Annotated in this window: 13 protein-coding genes; all 13 read left to right on the top strand. The window is 38.8% G+C overall.

Features of this window, described 5'->3' with window-relative positions; all coding sequences use genetic code 11:
• The first annotated feature begins 24 nt into the window (after positions 1-24).
• The 13 genes from tssR to KYH19_RS19470 all read left to right on the top strand — a co-directional run bounded on the left by tssR (position 25) and on the right by KYH19_RS19470 (position 15,084).
• On the top strand, positions 25-2,400 hold the full coding sequence (gene tssR, locus KYH19_RS19530) for a type VI secretion system protein TssR domain-containing protein (RefSeq protein WP_219076317.1): 2,376 nt from the start codon (positions 25-27) through the stop codon (positions 2,398-2,400).
• A gap of 5 nt (positions 2,401-2,405) precedes the next feature.
• The gene (locus KYH19_RS19525) at positions 2,406-4,922 is read left to right on the top strand and encodes an ATP-dependent Clp protease ATP-binding subunit (protein WP_219076316.1); all 2,517 of its coding nucleotides are present in this window, start codon (positions 2,406-2,408) and stop codon (positions 4,920-4,922) included.
• Between the two features lie 56 nt (positions 4,923-4,978).
• The gene (locus KYH19_RS19520) at positions 4,979-5,425 is read left to right on the top strand and encodes a hypothetical protein (RefSeq protein WP_121284539.1); all 447 of its coding nucleotides are present in this window, start codon (positions 4,979-4,981) and stop codon (positions 5,423-5,425) included.
• An 18-nt stretch (positions 5,426-5,443) separates the two neighbouring features.
• Positions 5,444-6,832 carry a DUF5458 family protein gene (locus KYH19_RS19515; protein WP_121284538.1) on the top strand — a complete coding sequence of 463 codons (1,389 nt, stop codon included), beginning with the start codon at positions 5,444-5,446 and terminating at the stop codon, positions 6,830-6,832.
• A 123-nt stretch (positions 6,833-6,955) separates the two neighbouring features.
• Positions 6,956-7,528 carry an NAD(P)H-dependent oxidoreductase gene (locus KYH19_RS19510; RefSeq protein ID WP_219076315.1) on the top strand — a complete coding sequence of 191 codons (573 nt, stop codon included), beginning with the start codon at positions 6,956-6,958 and terminating at the stop codon, positions 7,526-7,528.
• A 344-nt stretch (positions 7,529-7,872) separates the two neighbouring features.
• A complete protein-coding gene (gene tssD / locus KYH19_RS19505) occupies positions 7,873-8,268 on the top strand; it encodes a type VI secretion system tube protein TssD (RefSeq protein ID WP_121284536.1) in 396 nt (131 codons plus the stop codon).
• Positions 8,269-8,381: 113 nt separating this feature from the next.
• Positions 8,382-8,777: a type VI secretion system tube protein TssD gene (tssD, locus tag KYH19_RS19500; RefSeq protein WP_025141860.1), complete on the top strand. Its 396-nt coding sequence runs from the start codon at positions 8,382-8,384 to the stop codon at positions 8,775-8,777.
• Between the two features lie 335 nt (positions 8,778-9,112).
• Entirely contained in the window at positions 9,113-10,951 is a 1,839-nt protein-coding gene (locus tag KYH19_RS19495) for a type VI secretion system Vgr family protein (protein WP_219076314.1), read from the top strand.
• A gap of 2 nt (positions 10,952-10,953) precedes the next feature.
• Positions 10,954-11,127: a hypothetical protein gene (locus tag KYH19_RS19490; protein ID WP_219076313.1), complete on the top strand. Its 174-nt coding sequence runs from the start codon at positions 10,954-10,956 to the stop codon at positions 11,125-11,127.
• Positions 11,124-12,164: a DUF2931 family protein gene (locus KYH19_RS19485; RefSeq protein WP_219076312.1), complete on the top strand. Its 1,041-nt coding sequence runs from the start codon at positions 11,124-11,126 to the stop codon at positions 12,162-12,164. The genes KYH19_RS19490 and KYH19_RS19485 overlap by 4 nt, the downstream gene beginning before the upstream one ends.
• Before the next feature lies 1 nt (position 12,165).
• Positions 12,166-13,587: a DUF2235 domain-containing protein gene (locus KYH19_RS19480; RefSeq protein ID WP_132399631.1), complete on the top strand. Its 1,422-nt coding sequence runs from the start codon at positions 12,166-12,168 to the stop codon at positions 13,585-13,587.
• Positions 13,588-13,598: 11 nt separating this feature from the next.
• Positions 13,599-14,582, top strand: a complete 984-nt coding sequence (locus tag KYH19_RS19475; RefSeq protein WP_219076311.1) for a hypothetical protein — start codon at positions 13,599-13,601, stop codon at positions 14,580-14,582.
• Between the two features lie 16 nt (positions 14,583-14,598).
• Positions 14,599-15,084: a PAAR-like protein gene (locus KYH19_RS19470; RefSeq protein WP_121284531.1), complete on the top strand. Its 486-nt coding sequence runs from the start codon at positions 14,599-14,601 to the stop codon at positions 15,082-15,084.

The raw sequence follows: 15,084 nt of genomic DNA, 5'->3' as shown, positions 1-15,084 counted from the left end.
ATTTTAAGCTCATCTACAAAGAATATGAAAAAATATTATGCCTTAACCATCCTGTTTTTAGGAATATCGTTTGCCTATGCACAATCACCGGCATCCTTTGGCAAAAAAGTAAAATACATGCCTAAATCATACGAAAGGCCAGCTGAAAGCATAAATGTTAACGAGAACACCCGCAGCAGCAGTTTGCCGTGGATTGTTTTTTCCGATCGTGAAGATAATTATACGACAACAGCACCTGGTGGAAGCCTGATCATGAAAAAAATTAGCTTTATGGAACCTTTTTATGTTTCAAAAGAGCAAAATGGCTATCTGAAACTGATCAAGTATAAAGCCGGAATGATCAGGGGAAGAAAAATTAACGATAAAAAAAGCGCCATCAGTTATGGGTGGATTGCCAAATCCAAACTACTTTTATGGCAACGTGCGTTCTCTAACCAAAAAACGGGTTACGCTGAAAAGGCCATTGGTATAGTTAACGGAAAAAATGCGTTAACCGAGCCGAAATTCTATTTCGATACTACCGATTCAATTTTGGTTTACAACACACCTGAACTTAAAGACAGACGCACCAAGGTGAGGTTGCACGAAATTGCCTACATCTATAAAAAATCGGAAGATGGCAAAAAATACCTGATCGGTTCTGATGACCAGCTGGTTGCAGATACTGCCTTAAAAAGTATCTATGGATGGGTTTCTGCCGAGGCTATACATAGCTGGGGAGATCGTTTGTACATCACCTCCGTTAAACCAGGCGACTATGATACGGATGATTCTACCGCACTGGCCATTAAAAATGGCATGGATAAAGGAACAGCTTTCGTAATAGATCCCTTATTGTCAAGAGAAAACCTGATCCTGCGTAGTGTGCCTGTTGTTTCAAATGATGAGGGTAGTAACATGGTAGGTATTGCTGCAGATGTTTACAACAAAAAAGACAATAAGCTATTAACTATTAATGGTTCTTCACTTTCCTATCAGGATTACCTGAAGCTGCGCAAAAATAAAACAAAAGTAAATGTTGTGTTCGTAATGGATGGCGGAAGCCCAATGACCAAGTATTTCTCCGGAATGACGAATACTATTGCTTCTTTCGAAAATATTATGGGCGATTTTGGTAAAGGAACCAAAGTAAACTTTGGGGGTGTAGTGTACCGTGGTGAAACCGGATGTGGACAGCAGGGTATTTTTGTTAGCCCGATCCAGGACGATTACAGGAAATTGATGACTTTCTTATCAAACCAGGCAAAAAATACCATGAGGTGTAATGGCGAGATTTCGGAAGAACCGGTTTTTAGCGCGTTAAAAGCAGGGATAAACTTATTTAAAGCGAAAAAGAACGAAACCAACTTAATTATATTGGTGGGTAGTACCGGAAATTCAGGTGGAACGAACAATTATCTGATTAATGAGCTGAGCGAACAGGTTGCCCTTGCTGATGCCCGCATTTTAGCTTTACAGGTGTATAGTGATTTTAACCAGTCGTTTAACGATTTTGTTATCCAATCGCGCAAACTCGTTTCGGAGTCTGCTATCCGTTCTGCAGAATACAGAAAAAATACGATGGTAAAAGGGGAAGGTTTAAAAAGTTTTCAGCCTTATAATACAAGTTTACAGGATTCTATTTCTTATTATTTAGATTATCCTAAAAACAGTTTAATCCAGGGCGGGGTGGTTTTCCCGACCAAAGGATCAGTAAATTCAAACCAGAGTATGACGATCGCCCTGCGCCGTTTTGTAAAAGAAACCAATTCAGATATCTATAACCAGATCAGCTCGTTGGATAGCGCCTTCCGCTTAACAGGTATATCGCGTAAAAACCTATCTACTGAGGTAGAAGGGTTATTGCCAGAACCTGTTGGTGCAGAAGTAGCAGACCGCATGCCGCATAATGCTTTTAAATATTACACTACTGCTAACTTATCTGCTGATGTAGTAAAAAATAACCGCTCCAATTTACAATATGCTATTGTATTAAATAATATGGAGTACAAGCAGATTGTAGATGTATTTTCGATTATGCTGGGGCAAAACCTTCAGGCCGATCAGTCTTCTTTTAGAAGGAAACTGGTTAAAAACTATGTAAGAATGCCTAAACAGTTTTTGGGTATGAAAATATCATCCAGTGATATCAAGGCCATGACTTTAAGTAACTACATTAAGCTGGTTACAGGTTTGCCTTTAAACAATGAGTTTTTATCCAAATACATGGTAAGTGATTTAAAGAACACCTCTAAAATGCCGCTGGAAGAGTTTGAAACTTACATTAAATTATTAAACCAGTCAGTTCAGCAGATTAAAAGAGCTACGCAGATTGAACAACAGTTTATTTCAAACGGCAAAATATACTATTACATTACTGAAGATAATTTTAACCCGGCAGTATTGCCTACAACCAACTAAAGGCTATGGCAGTTACAAACTTAAGCGAATCGGTAAAAACAGCGTTGCACATTGCACAGTCGCTGGCAAAAGAATACAGGAACGAAGTGTTTTCTGCAGCTCATTTGCTCAAAGGATTAATGCATAAAGATGTTGGATTAAGATCATTTATTACTTCCATTGGGAAGGATGAGGAATACATTAGCGAGTGGGCTGAAGTTCGGATTGATGAGCAGCCGAAATCAGCAGGTCTTAGCGATACCGTTAACGGTGCGCCAGAAATTGCAGTAATTTTCGAAGAATCGGATAATGTACGAATTAAGCTTGGACTTGATTTAATTACACCGGTTTGTGTGCTAACCGCACTTGCAAAACCGGGTATCGGTTTTCAGCCCGATCAGCTAAAATCTTTTCCGATCAAGGAACGTGAAATTTTGGATCTCTATGTAAATGATGAAGAAATTTCGAGGGTAGTTTCACCAGATAAAACAACCGCTGGTGCTGAAAATAAAAGTACAGGTAATGCGCTGTATAAATACTGCATAGATCGCTTACAACTGGTTCGGGATGGTAAAACTGACCCCATAATTGGCCGAGATAAAGAAACAAGGCAAATGATGGAAATTCTTTGCCGCAGAACTAAGCCAAATGTAATTCTTACAGGCGATGCCGGCGTGGGTAAAACAGCTTTGGTAGATGGCTTTGCTATTGATATTGTGAATCAGAACGTTCCTGAAAGTTTAAAGCCAGTTCAGCTTTTCGAATTGGATTTAGGTTCGTTAATCGCGGGTGCATCTTACAAAGGAGAAATCGAAGACCGTTTAAAAAACATCATCAAAGAAATAAAACAGTTTGAAAAAGCAGTACTCTTTATTGATGAAATCCATACTTTGTTAGATAGCAAAGGCCCATTAGGTGCTGGCATTGGCAATTTATTGAAACCAGAACTCGCCCGTGGCGAAATAACGGTAATCGGCGCCACAACTATTGATGAATACCGTAAGATTATTGAGCCAGAACAGGCTTTTAGCAGGCGTTTTGAAGTGCTTCAGGTAAATGAGCCAAATGAAGAGAGCACCATTAAAATGTTGCAGAAACTGGCTGTAAAATACGAAGAACACCATACTTTAAGCATTGAACCCGATGCTTTGGGCGAATGTGTACGCCTCGCCAAACGTTACATGAAAGATAGAAGGCTCCCTGACTCAGCTTTTGATCTGTTAGACAGGACTATGGCGGCGATGAAAATGATGAATGATACCTCTGATCAGGTAATTGATAGTTTGGAAACAGAGCTGGAAACGCTGAATGCAAGCGTGGACCAATCAGAAGCTGATCGATTTGCAGATTATAAATGGCTTTTTTCATTACTTCAGAATAAGTTAAGCCCGGTTTTATTGGGTCGTTTAACTGATGAGACACAGACCGATGCCTTCGAAACTGCAGATGAATACCAAGGTTATATCAATAGCAGCCTTCAGGAATTAAAAAAATATGCGGCAGAAAAAAGCGACCGTATATCCAAACAGGATATTGCTTCTATAGTGGCCTATAAAACGGGCATCCCAATGGGTAAATTGCAAGCCGGTGAAAAAGAAAAACTGCTCAATATGGAGCAATACCTTAAAAAGCGTGTGGTAGGACAGGACCAGGCTTTAAAAGCTGTTTCTGACGCCATATTAGAATCGCGTAGCGGACTAAATAAAAAAGGACAGCCCATCGGATCGTTCTTTTTATTAGGGCCAACCGGAACGGGAAAAACCGAATTGGCTAAATCAATTGCCGAATTCCTGTTTAACGATGAAAAGGCAATGATCAGGTTTGATATGTCCGAATTTAAAGAAGAGCATAGTGCCGCCCTGCTTTACGGGGCTCCTCCGGGATATGTAGGTTATGAAGAAGGTGGCTTATTGGTAAATAAAATCAGGCAGCAGCCATACTCTGTACTATTGTTTGATGAAATTGAAAAAGCACACCCTTCGGTTTTCGACACCTTTCTGCAGATTTTAGATGAAGGCCACATGCACGACCGCTTGGGTAAGGAAGGTGATTTTAGCAATTCCTTAATACTTTTCACCTCGAACATTGGTAGCGAATGGATTGCCGAACAGATTGGTAAAGGTGTTATTCCTGCTTCGAACCAATTGATGGAGGTAATGGCCGGACATTTCCGCCCTGAGTTTTTAGCCCGGATTTCTGAAATTGTTCCATTTGCACCGATTAACGAAAGCAATGTGGTACGCATTTTTGAAATTCAGCTGAGCAGTTTAGTGCAATCGCTGAACAAATTGGGTATCGAATTTGAAATAGCAGATGATGCCAAGAAAATGATCGCTTTAGATGGTTTTACACCAAAATATGGTGCAAGGCAGTTATCTGCTGTTATCAGGAATCTTTTACGTCGCCCCATTTCCAAATACATCATTTCGGGCGAGCTGAAAAAAGGATCGAAGATTGTAGTAAGCAAGCATCCCGAAGAAGATAAACTCCAATGGGATATTATTCAGCCAGAAGTCGTTACATTAGAACAAAAATTGAGTTAAAACGTTAACTATTATATTATTAAAACAAATTAATCGTAAACCTAAATCTACATACTATGTTTAATTATGAAATTGGTGGAAACGAGCGGAAAATTGACACCTCAGAAGCTTTCGCAGAAATTGCCCACAACAAAACACTTTTTGTACAAAAACTTACCGATAACGATCCGATAAAACCTGAAAAAGTTGAAGGATTAAAAACGGTAAAGGATGTATTCCAACATTATAAACCAAATGTAAAGGTTGCTTTTGAAAAGCAGGATGGATCAACTGTTGGCGAAACCATAAACTTTAACGATCTGGGAGATTTTGGTGTGAAAAACATCATCAACCAAAGTAACTACCTCACCAATGTGAATATTGAGAGAGAAATGTCGCTTAATGTAATCAAACAATTAAAATCGAACAAAACCTTAAAGGCTACACTTGATGATGAAGAAACTAAATCTGCTTTCATCAACGCTTTAAAGAACTTTGTTGATGAATTGGAGCAGAATAAATAATCTAAACGCTGAAAAAACATGTCAAATCCTCAAGAATTAAAAGCAGACGAGAGTACGTCCCAAGCAGGTTTTAAACCGGCAGAGAGCAAAACGATAGAAAAAACATCACTTAAGGATAACTTAGAAAAACTGGCCAGGGTTGGTGGTTTCGATTTGTTAGAAGCGACAGTTGATGGCCTTCAGAATTTAAATCCTGAAAGAAAAGCACGGAAGCAGATTTTTTTAACCGGCGATGAAAAGAAGAAAGAGCGCGAAGAACTGAAAAAGAAAATCCAGCTTTGGATAGATGTGCTTGAGTCTTCTACCTCTGTGGCTGATATGGTTGAAAAAAGTACAGAAAAACTGAACGCTGCAGAAGAAAACTTAAATAAAAATATTGGTACAGCGCTGGAAAGCACCAGAGAACTGGAGCAGGCTTACCGTTCTGTGCATTTGTTCTATAAAAATACCGAATCTGACAAACTTAAAAACGTAGTGCTTTTAAATGCATCGATGGATCAGATCAAAGATCTTGATAATCCTCGTTTTATAGATTATGTAGATGATGAGTTAAAACAGAATTACGACCGTTTGGATCTTCGTAATAACTATTCGTTAATGGTGGTGCCGGGTTACATGGGCTCTAATAAAGTGGTAGAAAGATGGGGTAAAATTGCGCATAACAACAAAGCCATGTTGGTAACCGATTTTGCAGATCTTGATCAGCCTGATGATGTACTTGATTTATTTACAGCAGCTAACTTTACGGGAGCTGATGCCTTTAGGTCGAACGTTATTATGACCTGTAACTGGCTTGTTGGCCGCGGTAAGGTTGCAGAAGTGGGTGAGGAGGATGATTTAACTGTACCTGGATCAGCTGCACTTGCAGGTAAAATGTACTATACCTTAATGTCGCAGGTTACTGCAGGTAAAAAACATGGTGCCATAAATGAAGTAGATGGCGTAAAATTTGATTTAAAGAAAAGTGAAATCTCTCATTTGGAAAGAGTAGGTTTGGTGCCGATGGTTAACGAATATGGTAAAGTAATGGCTTTTTCTGCCAAAACCTTATTTAATGGCGATAACATCGGTTTACAGACTTATTCGGTTGTACGTGTATTCGATTACATTACCAAAGTATTATTCGATTTCCTGAACAGAAGGGCATTCGAAAACTGGACTTCTAAAACAGAACAGGATTTACGCGGTCAGATTGTGAAATTCTTAGATGGTATTCAGGGTGCTGACCGTTTGATCGAAAGATTTAAGATCATGCGTTTCGAAAGAGATGAGCAACAAAAAGACAGAATCCACCTGGATATCCACATTACACCATATTTTCCGGCCAAAAGTTTTGTGGTAAAACTGGATGGACATAAAGGTGAAGATGAAAGTACCACATGGAGTTCAGAGTATAATCAGCAATAGTTTTTGATAGCTGAAAATAAAAACCCAACCATAGCGTTGGGTTTTTTTATGGGTTATGCATAACACTTAACAAATTCTTTATAATTTTGTAATGCATCGGCCTGATCAGATTAATCAAAAAAAATGAAGCAAGTACTTATTCTGAATGGGGATATTGAAAAAAACGCATCTACAAATTTCCTGATTAACGCCTATAAGCAAGGTGCAGAAAGTGTTGGCGCTACCGTAAGGGAGTTGGCCATTATCGATCTGATATTTAATTCGAACAAACTGTTTAATAACAGACAGATTGCCGAGTTAGAACCCGATTTGCAGAAAGCCTTAACGGCGATCAGGCAAAGTAATCATGTTGTGCTTTTTTGTCCGGTATACGTAGATCATATTCCCGCAAAAATTAAAGGCTTTTTCGATCGCTTATTTATGCCCGATCAGATTTTTACTGCTCAGCAGCAAAATGTAAATAATAACTTTAGCGGCCGTTCAGGAAGAATTGTATCTATTTTAGATGAGGCAACCTTTAAAGAATGGAAAGCAAATAAGAAAACGACTTATCTTTCCATCAAAAAAAATGTTTTTGAAAAATGCAGAATGAGTCCTGTACTCACCAATACGATTGGCGAATTGCATTCCCTTGAAAATCATTATAGTCAAAAATGGCTGGCCAAGATGGAAAAATTTGGATCACAGTTGATTTAAAGGCAAAATGGTCTGCGACCTCGCAGACCATCATAATGATTTAGTACCCAGCTTGTCCTAAAATGCTACACTTTGTGTATAATCGCTACAGTTTTATGAGACACTCTGCATTAATAATGTGTTTGTAACATTAAAGATAGGTTCGGATTTTTCCACATCTTTTCCACAAAAAACACAATCTATAACTGCGTTTTTAGGCGATAAACATAAATTTCCTGTTTTTTACCATTTGTTTACCGCTTATTAATGAGCATTATATCCCAGTTTTGGCCTGATATTTGGTTGAATGAATACAGTAGCAGTGGCTACAATAACCAATTTTTTAACCTTTAAATTTTAAAACTATGGCTTTCAAAGCTAGATTAAATTTTGCGGGCAAGGAGTACGATGTGCTTCACTGTGCCTATGCGTTAAACCGCGATGTAGATGCTAAAGGAAGACCTTCTTCCGGAGTTTACGGCGGTACCATCGATATTGAGATCGAATCAACCGAAGACACCTCAATAATCGAGGCGATGGTAAACAACCAGTACAAACCTATTACAGGAACCCTTCTGATCAAGAAAACAGAGGAAGATGCCAAAATGAAAGAAGTTAACTTCGAAGATGGCTACATTGTTAAATATTCCGAAGGGATAAACATTGTTGGCGATCACGCGATGACGCTTAAGTTCCAGATTTCAGCAAGAAAGCTTAAATTAGGCAGCGCAGAGCATGTTAACGATTGGCCAAAAGCCTAGTCTAAGGTTGAAGGTAGGAAGGTTGAAGTTGTATGTTTAAACCCCATGCTCTTCGCTCCACGCCAACCGCTCAACGCAATTCATTCATTTAAAAACATTTAAATTTTACTACAATGGCATTCAAAACCCGTTTAAACTTAGGATCAAAAGAATTTGATGTACTACAGTGCAGCTTTTCATTAAATAGAGATGTTGACGCAAAAGGCCGTCCATCGTCAGGTGTTTATGGTGGTACCATTCACATCGAAATCGAATCAACCGAGGATACTTCAGTGATCGAATCAATGGTTAATAACCAATATAAGCCACTTTCTGGAACATTGGTTTTCAAAAAAGGCGAAGAAGATGCAAAAATGAAGGAATTGTCTTTCGAAGATGGTTACATCATTCAATATAACGAAGGTATTGCGGTAAACGACAATACACCGATGACATTAAGTTTCGTAGTATCTGCCCGCAAACTAAAACTGGGTAATGCAGAACACGAAAATGATTGGCCTAAAGCCTAGTCATCAGACATAATTAAACTGAAGCGACTGGTTTACACCGGTCGCTTTTAGTTCAATCCTATTTTTTATCTACCTAACATCTAAAATTAATACTTTTCAGTCCTGCGGTAATTTCCACATGACATCTCAATTAAAGCTCAATTATGTCTAACCAACGCAAATATTTTGTAGTAAAAAACAATTACCACCCAGGTAAAATGTTTGGTTTGGCAGCCACTCACAAAACTTATCTGAACATGCCTACATAAAATGGAATTTATTTCCAGGTATGCATTAAAAAAAAATCGACAACTGGATTTAGTTTAAGGCATTTTTTGTGATCAAGATTAATTAATATGGAAAAGAAACTCATTGCAGAAATCAATATAGAGGATAAGGAAATTACCCACTTTGCTTCCTTCAGTCTCACACAGGCCTTTAACGAACACCATTATTTCGAGCTGCGTTTTAACCATGATCAAATGGGTGCACCCGGGCTGATTAGTTTGGACGATAGCCGGGATTTTGTGGGTAAAACCTTGACCGCATCATTTGGTCATTCGCCGGAAGGCATGCAAAACTTTGTCGGCCTGATTTCTAAAGTCGAACTATCACAGAACCATGGTTATCACGGCATTGTAATCGTAAGCGGTTATAGTCCGACCATTTTAATCGATCGCGGACCAGATCTAGGTTCATATTTGGATAAAGACCTGAATGAGATCGTAAAATTAGCAACAAAGGATACACCGGCCAACGATTTAAAAGTAGTCGCCAATGCGGCAAGAACCACACCGATCGATTACATCATTCAATATAGAGAAAGTGATTTTGCCTTTTTAAACCGGCTTTCGGCCGAATACCACGAATGGTTTTTCTATGATGGTAAACAGCTTAATTTTGGTAAGCCCGATACACAAAAAGAAATCGGTTTATTTTACGGAAGAGATGTTCAGGAAATGCAATATGCAATGGAAATCGCCCCGATTAAAAATAAACGCTTTTCCTACAATCCAAAACAAAATGAGATGTTGCTGAGTGAGAGCACAGGCAAAGTAGATGGTACTCCTGATTTATCACATGCCATTAAAGCTTCCAACCTCACTTTTAGTAAAACCTTCAACCAGCCCTCTTTAATACGTGTAGATAATAATGGCGACATTAAAAGCCTGGTCGAAAATGAAGAAAAGGCCAATACCAGTGAGCTTTTAAAAGTAACCGCAAGAGGAGACAATGCAGGTTTGAGCATAGGCAGTATTGCAGAAATTACAATGAGTTTAAGAAAAGAGCTTTCTTTTTCGACAGAAAGCCTGGGTAAATTCCTCATTACAAGCATTAAACACCATATTGATGAAAACGGTAAATACCACAATACTTTTGAAGGAAAAGTAGCCACTACCGAGCGCATTCTGGTAAAAAACTTCCAAAAGCCACAACCTGATATGCAACTGGCAGATGTGATCGATAACAACGATCCACAGGGCCAGGGCCGTATTAAAGTGAAATTTAAATGGGAATGTTTAACAAACGATGTGACCGAGTGGTTGCGTGTGGTTACGCCAAGTGCAGGTGTAGGCGACAGGGGGAATAACCGTGGTTATTTTGCCATCCCAGAGATTGATGATCAGGTAATGATTGCTTTTGAAGAAGGTAATGTAGCCCGCCCGGTGGTAATGGGCAGTGTTTACCATAGCGCCAGCGTAGATAGTAGTCCTTTAATTAAAAACCACTTGAAGAGTATCATTACCAGAAGCGGGCATTTGCTGGAGTTTGATGATGATGCAAACAGTCAGGGGATAAAAATCACGGATATACATAATAATATTATTCATATTGATACCAAAGGCAATAATATTACCATTACGGCTTTGGAGAACATGACCCTGAACTGCAAAAACATGCAGATTAATGTAGGGGAAAATATGGATGTGCAGGTTGGACAAAACCAATCGACCAATGCAGGTAAGGATATTGCCACCACTGCCGGCAATAATTATTCGTTAAGTGCTGTTGGCGATGTTTCTGAAACATCAAACAACAGAACAGAGCTTGCAACAAAGGATTTTAAAAGAACTGCCGATACCTCAAACGAAATTGCTTCAGAGATCAGCATGTTTAGTGCAAAAGAAAACATGACCATGCAGAGCGGTAAAATTGTAGAGCTTAACAGTGCAGAAAAATCTAATCTTTTCTAGCTATGGCAATCATAAAACAGGCAAAGAATATTACGATAGAGGTAATTCAAAAATACGAATTGCGTGTTGGCGTTAAATTGGAAAAGATTGCTCAGGTAATGAATGTTGAAGCTACTTCGCAAAATTTATCATTGGCCAGCAACAAGAAAATCGTATCAAGCGGTAACAAATCATGAGTTTTAAAAAAAACAGCTATTTATTGCTGTCGTTCATTTTATTGGCGATAACAAGTTGCAAAGGACAAAAAATGGAAGAAAAATTTGAGTGGACAGGTACGGTTTCGGCTCCCGAAGAATATCCGATGGAAGTTTATAAAGGAGCCATCATAGCCAAAGATTTTACCTATGGTTTTGATGCCATTTGGGGAACACAAAATACTGGATGGGGGAACGATGGTGGTATTATGAGCGTAACGACCAAACAGATGGAAGCACCGGATTCGTTAAGTTTTACCTGGCTCTCGCTGATGGAAAAGAAATTTTATACCGGTAAATGGAAATTAGATAAAGCCCGTATTACCCAGTTATTTCATGACGGATTTAAGGATAACCTGACCAATAAAAAAGACAACTACACATTGATAAAAATTGGCCTGGCACCAAAAGGTAAAGTAGTGGTTTGGCTTAGCGGCCCAGGTTTCCAAACTGAAGTGGGGGCTTTTGAGGCCAATGAAACGACTATTTCAAAAGAACAGGCTTATTCCAATGCAAAGTACATGTTGGAACCGAATTTTATCACACTTACACTGGAAGATAAGATGATTATGAAGCCGGAAATTTTAGAACGCATTAAAACTGAAGGCATGCCAGATCCCGCTGTCTATGAACTTTACCGCAAAAAATACCCTTGGCATCCAGAAGTTCATTTACCCGTTGGAGATCAGTTGATATTATGCTATTACAACTTCCTTAACGGTGAAGAAGAAAATCGGTTTGGAGAAGATCTGACAGCTAATCCATACGTTTCCAGGGCCGTACCGAAATACATTACATTGGTTTGGAAAAAGGAAAACGGAACGAAATATGGGCTTGAAATAAAACCTTTTGATGAAAAAGAAACAATGGCTTCTTTTGAGAAGCTGGGGAACTCTAGTGAGATAGACCTGGTTGTATCGCTGAATGCAGACGGAAAAGGAGCAAAAGTATCGCTAAAAAATAGTACAGAGGAAATTCAGCTTAAAAGAGCGAAAATCGATATCAGTAAAGTAGATTAGTATGACGAGCGTTAAATTGGGCAATTATGTGCCGACAAACGATAAAGTAGAGTATTTAGATCTTTTTGTAGGGGTGTTTTTTGATGGAACAAAAAACAATATGAATAATTCTCAAGAGCGTAGAGCCAATACACCTACTTACCAGCGTAACGGCACAGATAGCGATAGCAGTTATCAGAACGATTGGTCTAATGTCGCCAGACTATGGGATATTTACGATAAAAGTCATAGTATTTATTTGGAAGGTATTGGTACTGAAGATAGGCAAAAAGATAGTCAAATGGGCTATGCTTTCGGTACCGGAAGCACAGGGATAAGGGGAAAAGTGAGAAAGGCATGTGAAAAAATCTTCACCGATAAACTGAAAGTCCCGATAAAAAGCAATGGGAAAAAGAAATTAAGAAGTATTACTTTCGATGTATTTGGTTTTAGCAGGGGTGCAGCAGCAGCAAGAAATTTTGTTTACGAGATTGGTAAAAATGAATATCGGTCAAGTACCATTACAGACCCACACACTGGAATCACGTCAAGATTTGATTCAGACGGGGAAGCAACAAATTTAGAGGTAATGCCGGCTTGTGGGCGTTTAGGCGAAATGTTTAGCGCTGCCGGACTGAAAATATCTCCCAACCAGATTAATGTAAGGTTTTTGGGTATTTTTGATACCGTATCGTCGTATTCAAAATATTTTAGTGTATCCCCTAATTTCAACGATGTTAAAGAGTTACACCTCAACCAAATTGGTCGTGCACAAAATGTTGTCCATTTTGTAGCTGAAAATGAGCACCGTAAGAATTTTTCTTTAACACATACAAATGTAGGCAGGGAACGGGTTTTTCCTGGTGTACACAGTGATATTGGAGGAAGTTACGAAACAGATACAGAAGTAGTATCGGAATTGGCTACCTCGTGGACGCTTAAAGGCAATCTGGACGCCTTTAAAGCAAAACTTATAGAAGAGGCCTGGTATAAGGAAAATCAATTGAAAGTTACCGGCGGTAATATGTACTGGGCTCTTGAGGGAACGAGGTTTATTTACAAAGAGTACAGTTATATTCCCTTACAGTATATGGCAGAGTATAGTCAAAATCATAATTTGCCACTCGCTAAAAGTAAAACCGAAACAAAATATACTATTAATGGCAATCCCCTGTTGCTTAGAGTCAAAGCTACGCTTAGAGATTATGTAATGGGTAACGGACAGCCTTATACTTTTAAGCCGCTTGGTGATTTGGACAGGAAATATGCAGGTGCAAAAATACCGCAGCAGAAATATGCCGATTATCAAAATGAAAAACAACAACAACAAGATCTGCGCATACTAAGGAACAAATATTTGCATTGGTCGGCAGATAGAAAAAGTTCTTACGGTGTCGTACAGCCTATGGCCCCCAATGCCGATGGTAATAGGGTTACATATTAATACGCTCGGTTATGGAAAAAGTAAGTAACCTTTCAAATTCTGCAGCTCAAGGCAAAATTAAGCTCAATATCGATCATGCTATTGATTTTGCCCCCAAACCACGTTCTACCAGAAGTTATGGCGTTACCATTAAATATTATGACGAAGGCAATCAAGAGGCGACAAAAAGATTAGATTACCAGATCCACCTGCAGGTGAACCAATTTAGGGATGAAAATAAAGTTTGGCAGTTATGCTTTGATAAAACGGACCTTTTTATAGACAGGCATGAGCCTGATTTTGTTGGGGAACAACTGGCCAATATGAGCATGGGTGCAATATATCCCCTAAAGGTTGATGTAAATTCCAGGAACGAAATATTTAGAGGGATTGTTAATCACCGAGAAATCCTAAACCGCTGGAAACAGGTAGCCGAAAAGATCTCTGATAAGTATGAAGGCAGATACGCCGAACTATATTTAGAAAAGATGGAGAAAAAGATATCGAATAGTTCTGAACTGGAATATGCACTAAGGGCAGATATGTTCTGGAGTGTATTTTTTCATCCGCAGTATCTGGCCTACGATAGTAACTTATCTCAGCAAAGCACCTTCTTTTTTCCGGTTATCGCTTACCATAGCCTTGCATTTGAAGGCGTCCAAACAGTTGAGCCGAACAATACCGATTATGGTACAATCAAGATGCATTTTTCTTCAGAAAGTGATGTTACTAAGGAACAAAGTACACTATTGAATCGTAAGGGTTCTCTTAAAATGAAGCTAAATGCGACTTTCGATTTAGATCAGGATGGAGGTTTGCTTAAGCACGTCCAAGTTGATTGGAACCTGTATAAAAAGGAAAACAGTGAAGAAATAAGTATAAAACGCATCTTTTTCTCTGCTTATGAAATTGAAAACAGCATTTCGGAAGCAAATCAGCAATCGTTAACTCAAGGGGAGACCGATTATTTTCCTGCTGAAAAGAAAAAGGGATTTTGGGCAAGAATATTGGGTTAAACAAAGGAGAAGAGAAATGTCACAAAAAGAAATCATTGTACAAGGTGCCACCTGCCAATGCCAGTTTGGTACCACAACCGATAAATTGAAAGTACTTACCCAGCAAAAGCATTTTGTGAACGATAAAGATGGCGCACAAAAATTAATTGCGTCTCATGTAGATATCGGAATGACTTTTGAAAAAAACACCTTTGGCCAATGTAAACTTCAGCCAACCCCTGGTGGTTTTAAACCCTGTTTGCCTGCACTAACCGAATGGAAGGGCATGTATAAAGATATGGTATTAATTAACAGCGGACAGGTTTTGGTAGAAGATAGCAAAGGTGTTTGTACCATTAGTGGTTCGCCCTGTATCTTTTTTGCCAAAACAGGGCAGAAAGGGCAACCTTCTCAGCAAAATATTGATAATGCTGATGAAGAGCAACAATCGCAGATTAACCCATTGGTGAATATAAAGCAAATGAATGTGCCATCTCCTTATGAATACTTAAATGCTAAGTAA

Source organism: Pedobacter sp. D749 (assembly GCF_019317285.1).
Classification (GTDB): Bacteria; Bacteroidota; Bacteroidia; order Sphingobacteriales; family Sphingobacteriaceae; genus Pedobacter.
The sequence above is the reverse complement of the archived record's forward strand: the minus strand, read 5'-3'. Positions and strand labels throughout refer to the sequence as shown.